14 protein-coding genes are annotated in these 14,779 nt (G+C 71.0%); 7 read left to right on the top strand and 7 right to left on the bottom strand.

Translation table 11 applies throughout. From position 1 onward, the window contains the following. Positions 1-228: 228 nt before the first annotated feature. Entirely contained in the window at positions 229-1,107 is an 879-nt protein-coding gene (locus tag KIF24_RS17055; RefSeq protein WP_221084894.1) for a replication-relaxation family protein, read from the bottom strand. 244 nt (positions 1,108-1,351) lie between these two features. Beyond that, positions 1,352-3,301 (bottom strand): type IV secretory system conjugative DNA transfer family protein, encoded by a 1,950-nt coding sequence (locus tag KIF24_RS33010; RefSeq protein WP_331461165.1) that lies wholly within the window; start codon positions 3,299-3,301, stop codon positions 1,352-1,354. Positions 3,302-3,631: 330 nt separating this feature from the next. Here KIF24_RS33010 and KIF24_RS34005 point away from each other — a divergent pair, with 330 nt between their 5' ends. Then, positions 3,632-3,757 carry a hypothetical protein gene (locus KIF24_RS34005; protein WP_269440621.1) on the top strand — a complete coding sequence of 42 codons (126 nt, stop codon included), beginning with the start codon at positions 3,632-3,634 and terminating at the stop codon, positions 3,755-3,757. A gap of 100 nt (positions 3,758-3,857) precedes the next feature. On the opposite strand, the gene KIF24_RS17045 is transcribed toward KIF24_RS34005, so the two are convergent. Genes KIF24_RS17045 through KIF24_RS17030 form a run of 4 tightly spaced genes read right to left on the bottom strand, consistent with a single transcriptional unit; the run spans position 3,858 to position 7,748 of the window. After that, positions 3,858-5,621, bottom strand: coding sequence for a VirB4 family type IV secretion system protein (locus KIF24_RS17045; protein WP_221084893.1), 1,764 nt, complete (start codon positions 5,619-5,621; stop codon positions 3,858-3,860). After that, positions 5,618-6,505, bottom strand: coding sequence for a PrgI family protein (locus KIF24_RS17040; RefSeq protein WP_230415691.1), 888 nt, complete (start codon positions 6,503-6,505; stop codon positions 5,618-5,620). The genes KIF24_RS17045 and KIF24_RS17040 overlap by 4 nt, the downstream gene beginning before the upstream one ends. 27 nt (positions 6,506-6,532) lie before the next feature. Beyond that, entirely contained in the window at positions 6,533-7,435 is a 903-nt protein-coding gene (locus KIF24_RS17035) for a conjugal transfer protein TrbL family protein (RefSeq protein ID WP_221084892.1), read from the bottom strand. A 7-nt stretch (positions 7,436-7,442) separates the two neighbouring features. Further along, on the bottom strand, positions 7,443-7,748 hold the full coding sequence (locus KIF24_RS17030; protein WP_221084891.1) for a pilin: 306 nt from the start codon (positions 7,746-7,748) through the stop codon (positions 7,443-7,445). Positions 7,749-8,132: 384 nt separating this feature from the next. Between KIF24_RS17030 and KIF24_RS17025 the strand changes: the two genes are divergently transcribed. Next, positions 8,133-9,614 (top strand): helix-turn-helix domain-containing protein, encoded by a 1,482-nt coding sequence (locus KIF24_RS17025; protein WP_221084890.1) that lies wholly within the window; start codon positions 8,133-8,135, stop codon positions 9,612-9,614. 159 nt (positions 9,615-9,773) lie between these two features. Then, on the top strand, positions 9,774-10,118 hold the full coding sequence (locus KIF24_RS35100) for a hypothetical protein (RefSeq protein ID WP_221084889.1): 345 nt from the start codon (positions 9,774-9,776) through the stop codon (positions 10,116-10,118). A 76-nt stretch (positions 10,119-10,194) separates the two neighbouring features. Here KIF24_RS35100 and KIF24_RS17015 read toward each other — a convergent pair whose 3' ends face one another. Then, the gene (locus KIF24_RS17015; RefSeq protein ID WP_221084888.1) at positions 10,195-10,932 is read right to left on the bottom strand and encodes a hypothetical protein; all 738 of its coding nucleotides are present in this window, start codon (positions 10,930-10,932) and stop codon (positions 10,195-10,197) included. 243 nt (positions 10,933-11,175) lie between these two features. Between KIF24_RS17015 and KIF24_RS17010 the strand changes: the two genes are divergently transcribed. The 4 genes from KIF24_RS17010 to KIF24_RS16995 all read left to right on the top strand — a co-directional run bounded on the left by KIF24_RS17010 (position 11,176) and on the right by KIF24_RS16995 (position 14,669). After that, positions 11,176-11,766 (top strand): hypothetical protein, encoded by a 591-nt coding sequence (locus KIF24_RS17010; RefSeq protein ID WP_221084887.1) that lies wholly within the window; start codon positions 11,176-11,178, stop codon positions 11,764-11,766. Beyond that, positions 11,759-12,652, top strand: coding sequence for a TRM11 family SAM-dependent methyltransferase (locus tag KIF24_RS17005; RefSeq protein ID WP_221084886.1), 894 nt, complete (start codon positions 11,759-11,761; stop codon positions 12,650-12,652). Before KIF24_RS17010 ends, KIF24_RS17005 begins: the two co-directional genes overlap by 8 nt. A gap of 362 nt (positions 12,653-13,014) precedes the next feature. Next, complete coding sequence (locus KIF24_RS17000; RefSeq protein WP_221084885.1) at positions 13,015-13,494, top strand: hypothetical protein; 480 nt, start codon at positions 13,015-13,017, stop codon at positions 13,492-13,494. After that, positions 13,491-14,669: a hypothetical protein gene (locus tag KIF24_RS16995; protein ID WP_221084884.1), complete on the top strand. Its 1,179-nt coding sequence runs from the start codon at positions 13,491-13,493 to the stop codon at positions 14,667-14,669. The genes KIF24_RS17000 and KIF24_RS16995 overlap by 4 nt, the downstream gene beginning before the upstream one ends. Positions 14,670-14,779: the final 110 nt, after the last annotated feature.

Here is a 14,779-nt window from a genome sequence, read left to right as displayed (position 1 = left end):
CCCGAGAAGGGTGGGCTGAAGGTGTGTTCGCGCGGGGCGCGAGCGGGCTTGGGTGGCGACGAACGGTGCAGGAACAAATAGATGTGCTCGCACCGTAGCTTCGCCACCTGACAGGACAAGCCCCGCCGGAAACCTCCGGCGGGGCGGTGACCTGCGGTGTTAGGAACCGAGCCGGCGGCTGACAGGTCCCGTCAGGTCCGGTCCGACCCGTCGGGGGGTGCTGCCCGGTCAGGCCGCGAGGTCGGCCTGACCGGACAGGTCGAGCTGACCTGCGACCCAGTTCGGGTTGCTCGCGGTGTTCATGCCGTGGTCCGTGTGCAGCTCGGCCAGCGAGATCCGCTGCCACCCGTCGACCGGCAGCCACACCGCGTCGGCCGGGTCGGTGTCGTGAGTGGCGGTGACCACCGGCACCTCCGGCAGCATCCCCCGCAGCATCTGTTGCAGGTGCGACTCCCGGTCGGCGTTGGGCAGCCAGAACAGCACCGGGTAGGTCGGTCCGCCGGAGGCGGCGAGCCGTTCATACGCCTCCAACTTTGCGGTGACGCGGGTCAATGGCTCGGTGCCCATGTCGGTCTCCAGGAACCAGCCGACCGTGCGCCCGCGTGCGGTCCACAGCCCGTGCCCGTCGGGGCGCACGCGCATGAACCTCGTGGTAGCGGTGCGCTCGGACCACCACCGGTCCAGCCGGACCCGCTGGTTGATGCGGGCGGTGAACGCCAGCCGAACGAAGAACTCGTTGGTGGCCAGTAGGTGCGACAGACGCGGGCTGGCGGCCAACCGGTGGACCTGATCGCGGTGGGCTCGCACGGTCGGTGCCGGACGGCCGGTGGCTCCAGCCATGAACCGGGCGCCGTGCAGCCCGAGGACCCAGTGCCAGGGCTCCGACCCGCCGTAGAGGCGGGCGAACCGGAACCGGTCCAGCAGCCCCAGCGCGTACAGCTCGCGGAGCCGGATCTGACAGGTGCGCATCGCCCGGTAGTGCAGGCGGTGGACCTGATCGGTGGTCAGGACCAGGTGCTCGTCCAGCAGGGCGAGCAGGTTCCGGTCACGGGGGGTCAGGCGGTGGTAGAGGGCCAGCGGATTGTTGGCCGATGCGGATGTGGGCATAGGCAGTCACCCCTCAGAGGTAGAGAGATACTCCCGGTACGGGAGTCTGGACGGATGGATCTTGCGGACCGGTTGACAGGTCCGCTGGTGGGCGGCCTGACAGCCGCCCCGATCGGGACTCGTTCGGGGCCTCGTTTCCGAAACGCCCCCGAACGAGAGACCAGCCGAGAACCCCGCCGAGCACCCAAACGAGGGCCTCCAGCCGGGATGTCCGGAGACCAGCAGCCGGATGTGCGGCTCCGGGTCAGGGCTGTTGTCGGTTGGTGCGCCGGTGAAGCGACTTGCGGGCGACCTGCTGCATGGCGGATTCCTCGGTGGGCGGGGCGTGCGCCGCGGCGACCCTCTGCCGGATCGCGAGGGCCTCACCGACCGCCTCGACCGGCGGGTTGGTGGTGAAGGTGAACGCCGGCATCTCCCGGTTGGCGACCAGCAACCGCGCGGAGGCCGTGAACACGTCCAGGTGGGACAGGTCGTGGTCCTCCAGCTCGGGGCGGGTGTGCTTGGCCAGTTCCCGGGCGTCGTTCGGGTCGACGTTGAAGAAGACCTTCGACCGGGCGTTCGCCGAAACCGCGTCAGCGGTCTCCTTCGGCAACTGCGCCAAATTCTGGTGCGCCAAGACGAGGCCCAACCGGAACCCCCGGGCCTCGGCGAGCATGTCGTCCACCGAACCCGGCAAATTCAGAAAATTCTGACATTCATCAATATATAGGGTGGCGTCTTTTCGCTTGTCCTCGGGTTGTCCGGCGCGGGCGATGGCGGCCTGCCAGACGCGGGCGACGATCAGCGAGCCGAGGATCCGGGCGGTCTCCTCACCGAGGACACCCTTGGGGAGCCGGCACAGCAGCAGCCCGCCGTCCAGGATCTTCGACATCTGGAACGAAGTGTGCGCGGTGCCGATGACGTTCTTGACGAAGTCGCGCAGCAGGAACGCCCTCAAGCGCGCGAGGACGGGGCCGATGACCTGGGCGCGTTGGCCCTCGTTCATCGAGTCGTACCAGGCCCAGAACCCGCCCAGCCCTTCGGGGTCGGACAGGTCGTAGACGAACCGGCCCCGGAAGCCTCGGTCGTTGAGCAGCGGCGGCACCAGCGACAGGGTGGGATGGGCGTGACGCATCAACGTCAAACAGCTCACCCGCAGGGTGTCATCGATGCGCGGCCCCCAGTGCCGTTGGAAGATCTTGGAGAAGACGCCGACGAGGTTGTCCACCGCCAGGTGCGCGTCTCCGCCGTCGTCGAGCGGATTGAAACACGCCGGGTTGTCCTGCTCGGGGTCGATGATCGCGATCCGGTCGGCGTAGTCGGCCGGTAGCCGGTCCAGGATGTCCAACACGAGGTCGCCGCGTGGGTCGATGACCACCGTTCCCCGGCGGGCGTGTACGTCGGACAGGATCATGTTGAGCAGCAGGGTGGACTTGCCAACGCCGGTCTTGCCGATCAGGTGCACGTGCTGGCGGGCGTCGACCACGTTCAGGCCGACGGAGTGCCCGCCGATCTGGGAGCGGCCGAGCACCTTCACTCCACGCCCGCCGGACGGGATCGCCGCTGGCGCCGGCACCGCCCTCGCTCTGGCCCGGTCCAGGCCGGGCACGGCGAGGTCCTGTGGCAGGGCGGCGAGGACCGCGAGTTCTTCGACGGTGGCGAGGAACCCGCGCAGCAGTCGCCGCGAGGCAAGCACCGCCACCGGTTGGGCCATCTTCATTCGCCGCAGCCGGTTCGGGCGGGTGTAGGTGGCCGCCGCCGACGCGAAGGTGTGCGCCAGCCCGTGCAGCCGTGCCCGCATCTGCTGGTGGTGCTCGTCGTCGCGCCGCCGCTGGTCCTTGGTGCGCTTGTCGGCCGTGCGGCGCTTGGCGCCGTTGTCGCTCTGGTCGTCATCGACGGCGACGGCGTAGCGGATGGCGATCTCGAAGTGCGGCACGCGCACGGCCTTGTCCACCACGGCGTGCTGGTTGGCGTCGGCCACCGGATCCCGGACGCCCTCCGGGCGGGATCCTCCGCGCGTGGTTGCGCTTCGCCGGGTTGGCCCGGGGAGGAAGACTTCGAGGAGCCAGAGGATCGGCTCGATCGCGAGCCTGGCCATGCTGTTGACCGCCCGGTTGGCGACGTCGCCGCCGGGGTGCCGGCGGGCTTCGACGCGGCCCGCCGGGCACGGCGCACCCGGCGGGCCGAGGCGGGCCGGGCCAGGATCTGCACGCACGCGTGTTCCCGGTCGCGGACGCCGGCACCGGCCGACAGCAGCGCCCGCAGCGGGTCCGCCTCGTGTTCGGTGCGCAGCGGCAGCCCTTCGGTCTCCTGCGGCCACAACGCCCCACCGGCCTGCTCCGCCACGGCGGCCGGGATCGGCTGTCCGGCCGTCTCGTCGACCGCCACGGTGCAGGCGGGCCAGGCCGCCCGCACCGCGCTCTCCACGGAGCCGGGCGGGACGGTGCCGGGCACCCACAGTCGGATTGTGAGGGTGCGGCCGGTCCAGGTGTACTCCCACCCGACGTGCGGCGTGCCGTACAGGCGGCGCCGCCATACCGACGGGGTGAGCACCCCGGTCATGGTGGACCACAACGCGGCGGCCGACTCCGGGGTGACCTCCGGCGGCGCGGCGATGCTCACCCAGCGGGCACCCTCGACGAACCGGCGATGCCGCCACGCGAGAAGCTGATCGCGGCCGAACACATAGGCGACCAGGCACAGCGCCGCCAGCGCGGCCAGCCACGGCCGATCCGTCACCCACGACACCCAGGACTCCCACGACTGGCCCGTCACCGCTGCTCACCGCCGATCCCCGTTACCGCCAACCGGTGCTCGCTGCCGGAGGCTTGGGAACGAAACGGCACCCTCGACCGGCCAGCGACCAAGAGCCCCTCGCCCCTGCCCGCCGAGAGCAGCAGCCGGGCCTCCCCACCGGTCAGGCCGAACGCCTCGGTGACCACGTCGATGGCCTGTGTGGACTGGCGCATCAGTACCTGCGTCGCCGCGTTGGACACGATCGTGAGTCCGAAGTTGGTGCTCAGCACGTCGGCCGCGTCTTGCGTCACCACGGTCAGGCCCGCGTTGCGTTTGCGGCCCGCCCTCGCCATGAGGGACAGGAACCTCGCGCCCTCGCCGTCGCGCATCAGCAGCCACGCTTCATCGACGACCACTAGCCGCTTCGTCTGGTGAGCGCTGGTCGCTGTTTGGTCGATGCGGCCCCAGATGTGCTTGAGGGTGAGCAGCGTGCCGATGGTGCGCAGTTCGTCCGGCAGGTTCCGCAGCGACCACACCACCAGGTGACCGTCCGGGCGGGTGCTGGTCGGTCCGTTGAACAGATCCTTGAAGGTGCCCGACACCCATGGGGCGAGCCGGGCCGCCATCTGCTGCGCGGCCGGATCCGCATCGGCGGTCAGCGTGGCGGCCAGGTCCCGCAGCAGCGGCGCCGGCCTTCCCCACGTCGCCGGGTCGTGGGTGATCCCGGCCGCCTCATAGGTGGCGGGAATCGCCCGGTCTAGGGCTTGGCCTTCGCTGGGCGGCGGAACCATGCCCAGCATCACGTTGATGGTCGTGTGCACGGCCAACTGCTGGTCGCGCAGCGTGGTCAGTTCGGTGTCGACCGGCAGATCGAGGGGGTTGATGCACACGCCGGGCGCGCCGAGTTGGATGACGGTGCCGCCGACGTGCTCCGCGAGGGGCGTGTATTCGTCCTCCGGGTCGATCACGGCGACTTCGACACCCTGGTACAAGCTGCGCAGCACTTCCAGCTTGATGAAGTACGACTTTCCCGCTCCGGACCGGGCGAGCACGACGCTGTTGTGGTTGTCCTGCGCCCACCGGTTCCACATCACGATGCCGTGGGAGGTGGTGTTGACCCCGTACATCACCGCCTGGGCGGAGGTGTGCTGGCCGGGGGCGGGGGCGGCGAGGTCGCCGGAGGCGAACGGGAACGCCGCGGCCAGGCTTTCGGTGTCGAAGATGCGTCGCATCCCGAGCTTGTCAACCCCCAGTGGCAGGGTGGTGGTGTAGCCGAGGTGGTGGCGGAACGTGGCCGGTTGCAGGTCCAGCAGCATCGACGCGGCGGCTGAACGCACCCCGGCCGCCGTGGCGTGCAGCTCGTCGAGGGTGCGGCCGTGCACCGTGACGTAGACGGCGCCGTGGTGCAGCTTGGAGGCGCCCCGGGCGACCCGCTCGGCCAGGTCGGCGGCGTCGCTGGCGGCGGCCTCCACCGTCGGATCGGACAGCTTGCCGCGTTCGGCGTCGATCCGCCGCGTCGATTCGAGGCGGGCGCGTTGTTTGGTGAGCATCGGCGCGGCGATCGGCGCCGGCACGGGCTCGGTGTGCACGGCGACGGTGACCCGGCCCGGGTAGGACAGCAACGGGACCAGCCAGGCCGGGCCGACCTCGGCCGGGAAGCCGCACACGGCGTAGGTGGCCGCGTAGTCGTCGCCGACCCGCACATGGGTCGGGGTGATCTCCAACGCCGCCGGCGCCGGCACCGGGTCGGCCGGCGCCTTCGCGGCGGTGCGGGAACGGTTGCGGGTGAGTAGGCTCATGGGTTCCTCCTGGTGGTGATCGGGACGCCGGGCACGGCCCTCGGGCCGGGCACCGGCGGCTGGTAGGGGTCGACCGCACTCGCGAGGGCGGCAGTGAGCGCGCCGCCGTCGAGCGGCTCCGCGCTGACGCCGAGGGCGCCGAACGTGCGGACGGTCGCCTCCCGGGTGGGGCCTTGCGCGATGACGGCGAGCACCTGGCGGCGCAGCGGATCGCGGGTGGTGTCGAGTTCGAGCAGGAACGCGGCGTAGTCGTCGGCCGCCCGCCGCAGCGCCTCATGTGGTAGCCGGGCCGTGTTGTCCAGCACCGCTTGCGCGTACGGGGTCAGGTCATGCCGCTGTGCGGCGACCACGATCTGCGCCGGGCCGGTCAATGCGTTGAGCCACTGCCCGAACCCGGACAGCAGCGCGGCCTGTTCCTGCCCGGTGCGCAACGCCACGTTGGTGGTGCCGCAGGCGATCACACAGCGGGCCGCGCCGTCCACCGTGAGAGTGCCGTCGGCGGCGATCGTCGTGGCGGCGATCCGCAGCGGCGCCGGCACCATCGGCGGCGCGGTCGTGTCAACCAGCGGCTGTCCGGTGCGGGTGCGGCCCGGGGTTTGCAGCTTCGGTACGCGGCGCAGCGCGAGGCCGTGGCGTAGCCACACATCCAGCGGCAGGCCGTCGCGTTTGCCGAGCGCGACGACGATGGTCACCGCGGCGATCGGGATCGCGGCAATGACCCACGCCATCGGGGGCAGCAGCGGACCGAAGTTCGAGTACAGCAGCCAGCCGGCACCGGCGACGGTGCCGATGATGGCGAGCTGCCGAAATGACAGCCCCCAAGCGATCTTGTCGGGGGCGCCGATGTCTGCGGGCACGGAGGCCCGGGGGATGTCGTCGTCCATAGCAGAACTCCTTGCGAAAGAGGGATGTCAGCGGCGTCCGGGGATGCGCATGCGGCGGGTGATCGACTGGATGACCACGGCGCGCAGCACGACTCCGGCGGTGGACACCTGGCCGCCTCGGGTGACGTAGCGGCCGACCAGTTTCGGGATGCGCACGGTCACCATGAGCAGGACGGCGGCGATGAACAGGTTGAAGATGTCGGTGCTCGCGCCGGCGGGAAGGCCCAGCAGGATCGGCACGTTGTGCTCGGGGTCGAGCAGCAGATCCACGCCGGTGGTGAAGAAGATGGCTTGCAGCAGCGGCGTGGCCAGACAGCCCAGCAGCGAGCGCCACCACAGCCCGGCGGCGGCCTGGGTTTGCGGCAGGGCGTAACACGCCAGTGCGACCGGGGCGATCCCGGCGAGCACGATCAGCGTGGCGATCCTGGCGAACCAGCCGACGAGCAGCATGTAGAACAGCACGACGATGATCAGCCCGATCACCACCGCGAGGACGGCTGACGACGGGCTGGTCAAGGCGCCGACGATGCGGGCCGTGACGAACTCGATGACCTGCGAACCGGACGCGGTCTCACCGACCATCGCGACCGTCAACGCGTTGGCCGTCTCGATCAGCAACCGGCACAACTCGACGCCGAAGTTCGACGCCACGAACCCGAACACCAGTCGGGGCAGCAGGTCTTTGGCCTGGTACCGGATCTGGAAGGTGCCATGCGTCATCGCGATGGCACCGGCGACGATGATCGCCAGCACGAAAGCGGCGTTGACGACCACGACGGAACGGCCCGCCAGCAGTTGGACCTGTGGGAAGACCGTGACATCGGGTGAGGTGAAGAAGGTGGCGGTCAGGAGCGAGACCAGCCCGCCGAGCATGCCCTGGACACGCTCGGCGAGCCACTCGATCAGGCCGTTGTACAGCCAGTCGGTCATGGCGGCTTCAGCCGCCGAGGATGCCCTGCAAGACTTGCAGGATCACCGGTGCGAGGATGGCCAGGGCGTAGCCGGCCAGGGCCGCCTTGAAGTTTCCCTTGGCCTGTTCTGCCTGGGCCGGGTCACCTCCAGCGGTCATGTACCGCAGGCCCCCGATGACGAGGAACAAGGTGGCCACGGCCGCCAGGATCCCCATGATCCACAGTTCGAGGCCCGCAATGACCTCGGGGATGCTCTTCGCCGCCAGGACATCTAGGGCGGGTGCTGCGGCGATCAGGTCTCCGGCAGCGGAGACGATGGTGTACGCGTGCATGGGCGGTCTCCACAAGGGATGTGTGGGACCGCCTCGGTGGGAACCTCGCGCGGGTGCTGGCCGGTGGGGGCGCTCCTCCCTACGTCGTTGCGAAGGGTTGGGGGTCAGTACGCCGTACCGGATCGCGGCCAGCCGCCCGAGGTCGTTGCCCACCGAGGCGGGCACGCCATCAGCGGCATGCACCGCCCAGACCTCAGTTGTCAGCCCGTACGAACTCGCCGCCCACCTGACCCGACCTGACCAGACCTGACGCCGCAGGTAGACGCCAGTGCCGGCGGTCGAGCCGGTTGCCACTTGTTCGCCGTTGACAGGTCCGGGCACCGCCGCGAACGCCATTAGGCTCCGCGCCGCGCACCTCTGGTGAGCGGTCAACTACGCTGACTGATGACCGGTTTCGGTGCGCGAGACGACCTGTCGCGGGCCGGGCTCGACGAACGCGACAACCTCGGGAGGGAGGCCGCGGCGGCGGTGTCGGATCACCCGGAAACCCCGAACGAGCTGCTGCGATCGGCGCGGCTACGCACGCCCTCGCCGTCCGGGTCGGGGCGTGCGATGTCGCGGCAGGAACTCGCGGAGGCGGTCAACGCGTGGCTGTTCGCTGATACCGGGCGCGAGTTTCGCCTCGATGAGACCTACATCGGAAAGCTGGAGCGCGGCGAACACCGCTGGCCGAACAGCCGGTACCGGGCAGCGTTGCGCGCCGTGCTGGGTGCGGCGGCCGACGCGGACCTCGGGTTCTACACCATGCGCGGTAGCCCGCTGCTCGTCGTTGACTCCTCAGCGCGGCCGGTCGGCGCAAGCGGACTGCTCGGCGGCGACACCTGGGGTGCGGCGAGCGCGGAGGCGTTGGCGGAGTTCCTGGCCGATGACCGTGATCTCGATCCGGACGAGGCGCTGCGGCTGTCCCACGAATGGCGGGTGATCGATGCGCCGCAGGTCGCCGAGATGCGAGCGGGACGGCGGGTCGGGCGTCGCCTCGCGGCGATGGTCACCGAACGCGCCGATGCGCTGCGCCGGATGGACGACTTCCTCGGCGGCGGCGACATGCATGACCTCGTCCGCCGGGAGCTGCGCGTCACGGTGGACATGGTGCGCGGCGCCTCGTACAGCGAAGCGACCGGAAGGTTACTGCTGGCGGCGGTCGGCGAGCTGTGCCAGCTCGCCGGCTGGGTCGCCAGCGACGCCGGGCTGAACGGGCAAGCCGAGCGGTACTACCTCGGCGGCGTCTCGGCCGCCCACGCCGCGCAGGACAACCCGCTCGCGGCCAACCTGCTCTCGTCGTTGGCCTACCAGAAGGCCAACGTCGCCGACCCCCGCGACGCGGTGCTACTGGCCTCCAGCGCCTACCACGGCGCGAAAGCCGCCGCGACCGCGACCACGCGGGCGTTGCTGCTGGAGCGGGTCGCGTGGGCCAACGCCCGGTTCGGCGACCCGCAGGCCACCCTCCGCGCCTTGGGCGAGGTCGATGAGGCGTACGCCGATACCGATCCCCGCATGGATCCGGCCTGGGTGTACTGGCTCAACCGTGAGGAGATCGCGGTGATGGCCGGGCGGTGCCTCACCCAACTCAAGCGCCCCACGAACGCCATCGGCTTGCTGGCCACCGCAGTGGACAGCTACGACGACGCGCACGCCCGCGAGCTGTCGCTGTACCTGTCCTGGCTGGCCGAGGCACACGTCTATGACGGCAACGTCGACGAGGCCGCCGACATCGCCGCCCGCTGCCTGACGCTGTCCGCCGGGGTCACCAGCGCCCGAGGCGTCGAACGTGTCCGAGTCGTCCGACGCTTGCTGGCGCCACACCACGGGAACGCGGCAGTCGACGCCTTCGCCGAACAGGCGGCGAGTGTTCTCGGCCCACCATGACCCCAGACCAACGGCGACGACCGGGATCGTTTCGCCACCGGATCCCGCACCAAGACGGCCCCGGGCGACCACCGACCCGCAGGACCGACCGGTGACAGCTCCGGTACCACCCGTCACCTATGCTGCCGACACGGCGGCACCGGCGGCCAATCTCGATCGGTGCGGTACGGCTGGTGGGATTCGCTCACGAGCCTGCACGGGAGGGCGGTAGCGGTGATGGCCGAACCGGGGATAGTCCCGAACGCGCTGGTCCGGCAGGCACGGCTACGCCAAGCGTCGCCGTCGGCGACGGGTCAGCCGATGTCGAGACAGGAACTCGCCGACAGCGTCAACACGCTGGTGGCGGGTAGCGGCGGCGGAGCGCGGATGGACGCGGCCTACATCGCGAAGCTGGAGCGCGGGGAGCACCGGTGGCCGAACCAGCGGTACCGGGAGGCGTTGCGGGCCGTGCTACACGCGGCGAGCGATGCCGACCTCGGCTTCGCCACGCCGCGCCGCCCGTAGTCGATCGGCTGGTCACCGCCAGTAGACACGACCGGCGGTGACCAGCCCGGGTGCGGAGCACCCCTTTCGCGGCAGGTCACGCGGTGGCCGGCACGACCCGGCGGGGCACGGCAAGTTGACCCTGCTTCAGAGCGGCCACAAGCTTGCGTTCGGCGCGCTTGCGCCTCATCCTCACGACCGCGCCGGTCTGGCCGCATTCGGCGGCGATCTGCTCGATCAGGACGTCGCCGAGCCGGGTGGAGGAGATCAGTTCGGCTTGTACGTCGGTGATGATGCCGGCGGCGACGGCGCGGCCGAGGACGAGGTCCGGGTGGCCGTAGGGCCGGTACGGGGTGCGGGATCCGACCGGCACGTCCGGTGGTAGTTCGAGCAGGTCGTCGTGGCGGCGGGCTTTGAGCCCGGCCCGCCACGCCGCCCAGCACAGCCGCAGCCAGATCCGCGGTGCCTGAAGGTCGTCGGTGCGCAGCGTCTGCAGGAACGCGGCGAGCAGTTCGGAGTCGATGTCGTCGGCCAGTTTCGCGTGGCCCTTCGACAGACGAGCGGCGAGGTGGGTCAGGCCGGGCAGGGCGACACCGACCGCGCCGACGGTCCACGCCGGCCCCCAGTCTCGGGCCTGGTGGGCGAGTTGACGCCAGACGGCGTCGGACGTCTCAGGGCTCATCGTCCGGCTCCGCAGCAGGGTACGCAGTTCGTCTAGGGGGATGTGCCGGTCGGGTAGGCCGTCGATCGGGCGGCCGTCGAAGGCCAGGGGTGCTGGTTCGCAGACCAGCAGCCGGAAGGCGTCCTCGGCGACGGTCAGGGCGGTGCGGGGCATAGCGGCTCCTGAAGGAGAGCAGCCCCACCGGGTGTGGGGCGAAGACCCTCATTGGCACACCCGCACCTGTCACCACAGGCCGCTGTCAGGTTCTGTCAGATCCGGTTAGGTCGCGTCAGGTTCGCAGGCTGTCAGGTCCCGCCCGGACAGGTCCTGACCGGTCGGCCGGGAGTTCGTCTCGCCTGACAGGTCGCGTCTGTGCAGTGTCAGTACGCCCAACCTGGTCCGGGGGCCACCACACCCATGGCCGAACCCATTCGTATCCCCGCACCGGATGCCGTCGGTGACATCGTTGCCGGCGAGCCGCCGGTGCCGATCACCGTGTGGCACGTGCCCGCCCCGCACCCAGGCGACACCATGTCCATCACCCTCGCCGACCGCCTCGTGCGCAACTTCACCCACGGCCGCCGGCTGGTCCTCGACCTCACCAGCGGCGAACAGCTTGCTCGGGCCGCCCGCGCGGCCCGGCGCCGCCACGCGCGGCACACCCCGCAGGATCTGTCCGGCGACATCCGCCGGGCTTCCCTCGTCGTGGCCGGCTGGCCCCTGGAGCGCACCGAGCCGGTGCCGTTCCTGGCCGACTGCGCCCAACGGGTGATGGCCGGCGGCTGCGTCGCGATGGTGCTCGGCGCCGCCGAACTCACCGTCAATCAGGTCCTCATCGCCGCCGCCCGCGCGGCCGGGCTGACCTACCTCCAACACATCGTGGCCGCGCACGACCTCACCGGGCAGCGCGGGCAACTCGGCGACGGCGGCACCCACCTTTCCGTGCACAGCGACGTCCTTGTCTTCTCAAGCTCGCAGGACGCGTTGCGGGGGTCTGCCGATGGCTGACCAACTCCCCGTCACCTCGGTCTGGCTGACCTGCCAACGACCGGCCCGCGACCAACGGCGCGGCCGGTACGTGGAGGAAACCTCCCGGCACCCGGCGAAGATGCTGCCCGACCTGGCCGCGCACGCCATCAAGGCGTACACGGCCCCGGGCGACCTCGTCATGGACCCGATGTGCGGGTCGGGCACCACGCTGGTCGAGGCGGTACGGTCCGGCCGTGACGGCATCGGCGTGGACATCGAAGCGACGTTCACCACCCTGGCCCAGGCGAACCTCACCCTGGCCGCCGAGCACGGGCACACCTCGTGGGGGCAGGTCGCCCGCGGCGATGCCAGGAACGTGGCCGCGCTGCTGCCGGCCAGCTCCCACGGCAAGGTGTCCCTCGTGGTCACCTCACCGCCGTACGGACGGAAAACGCACGGGCTGGTCCGCACCAAACCCGGCGAGCGGGTCCACAAACGCGACCACCTCTACGGCGACCGGGGCGCCGGCAACCTGGCCTACGCGGGCTGGGACCGGCTCCTGGACGGGTGGCGGCAGATCGTGGCCGGCTGCGTCGAGATGCTCCGCCCCGGCGGCACCTTCGTGTTCACCGGCCGCCCGGTCCGGCGCACTCCCGACGACCTGATCGACCTGCCGGGCGAGCTGTTCACCGCGGCGCTGTCCGTGGGGCTCGAACCGGTGGAGCGGTGCGTCGCCATGCTCGCCGCCGTCCGCGACGGACAACTCGTCCACCGGGCCAACATGTTCGGGCTCATGGCCGTACGCAAGGCGCGGGCCGACGGCATCCCCGTCGCACTCGTCGCGCATGAGGATGTGTATGTGCTCCGCAAGCGGCGCGGGTCTGCTCCGGTTCACCACCGAACCCGGGCCGGCGCCGCCGGATGAAGCCTACCCACACCCTCGCTGACCTGGGCTGTCAGGTCACATACGCGGCGCTGACAGGTCCGGTCAGCGCCGCTCACGGGACGGCTGGCCTGGGCTGACAGGTCGTCGAGTTAGCCTCGGCGCACACCCTTTTCGCACCACCCCTTCGCTGACCTGACAGCCCTGCCGTACGCCGGCATCAGCCCACCCTTCGGGGTCGGTCGTCCGACGTTCGGGCTGACAGCCCCAGCACACGTTGCCCACACGGTGTTGACCTCGCACGCCTGACCGGCGCGCGTGGCGACCCGTCACATCCCTGTTTCCGCGAGGGCGGCCACCACCGGTGGCCGCCCTCCTCGTCGTGCCCAACGAAGGAGAGCAGCATGCTCAAGAACGCCTGGTACCTGATCACCCACGCCGACTTCTTCACCGGCCTGACCGACGCCCCGCGCCTGCCGCAGGCACCTGACCTGATGCTCACGCTGGACGCATTGTTCGGCGCCGAGGCCGGTGTCAGCCCAGCACACTGCGCGACGGCGGTCGAGGTCATGCTGCGCATGGCCGAGCACCTGTCCGACGCCGTCCCACACGGCCGGCACACGGTGGCCGACGGCGACCAGCTCGCCCGGCTGCTCAACGGCGTGAACCTGCTGCTCGCCTATCTGGCGCAGCTCAGCGGCCGACTGGCTCACCAGGTCGACACCGGCACCGGAGCCGACCTGTCCGCCCTGCCGCGAACCGACCGCGCCGAGCTGACCACCGCGTTGGCCACCGCCAGTTGCCGGCTGGAGGAGTCCGCCGGGCTGGTCAAGGAAGCCCACCTCGCCACCGGCCGTACCAGCCGTTCGGCCGTGCGGCGATGACCGCCGGCACCGGCGACGCGCAGACGCGGATCAGGGACCTGCGCGCCGAGACGATCGCCGCTGTCGAACAGCGCGACCTGCTCGCCGCCGAGGCCCGCCGCGCGCTCATCGCCGCGTGGGAGGCGGGAGAGATCTGCCGGGACGGCTGCGCGGACGCCCTCACCGGCTGGGGGCTGGAGCCGCCGCCCGGAGAGTTGACGATGTCCGCCGACGGGCAGATGTCGTACACGCGGATGCACACCGACGAAGACGAGGCCCGCGAGGAGGCGTGGCACCATGTGCCGGACGAGTTGTACCGGCTGCTGCCCGAGGTGACCGTCTGGCCCACGCGGGTGGTCGAGGTGGCCCTCATCCCCGGTGAGGACGACTACCCCGAGGTGCACCCGTACCGGATCACGGTCCAGGTCCGCCTCCGGACTTCGGTCACCGCCGCCTCGCAGGCCGCCGCGATCACCGACGCGCAAACCATGGTGAACGCCCGGCTGCCCGAGCTGGCCGACGCGGACGTCACGCTGACCGGGCTGACCTGGCACGTCTACGACGGACCCGACGACCTGATCCACACCGCCGGCACCGACGCGCAACCGGCGACCGTCCGCCTGCCCGGTGCCAGCGACGACCTCGCCGCCGCGATCGAAGCTCGCGACGCGGCCACCGGGGCGCTCGCCGACCTGCGGCGCAAGATCCGCCACCGGGCGGTCCACGCCCTGGCCACCGAGGAGATCGGCGGGGAGTACGAGGAGACCGCCGAGCGGGTCGAGCGGTTCCTGCTCGACCTCGGGTTCGACCGGCTGCCGCGGGCCTACTCCGTCACGGTCACCGCGGACATGACGGTGCGGGTTCGCGCGGCCACCGCCTACGAGGCGTACGGCCGCGTGCGCGACCTGATGGAGTCCACCGGCGGACCGCACGAGCGGCGGCGGCCATGGACGGCGCAGGGCTGGGGCACCGCCGACCTCGGCGAGGTCGACGGCTCGTGGCGGGTCACCTGGCGGCACGTCTACGACGTGTGGCTGCGCGACCAACCCGACCGCGCCGCAGCCGCCACGGCCGGCGAAGCCCTGATCCGGGGCGAACTGGACCGGGCACTGGCCGGGGTCGAGCACCACACGGTCCTCACCTGCGCCGTCGAGGGCTACGGCATCGACCAGCGACTGGACCCGGACACCGACTGAAATCCACGACCATCGGCCGCCGCTGGCGGCCGGGCAACCCATCACCCCTTGGCACCACGCAGGCGCCACCCGACCCGGGTGGCGCCTGTCTCTGTTTCCCCCACTACCGA

It is taken from the genome of Micromonospora tarapacensis (genome assembly GCF_019697375.1).
Lineage (GTDB): Bacteria > Actinomycetota > Actinomycetes > Mycobacteriales > Micromonosporaceae > Micromonospora > Micromonospora tarapacensis.
The sequence above is the reverse complement of the archived record's forward strand: the minus strand, read 5'-3'. Positions and strand labels throughout refer to the sequence as shown.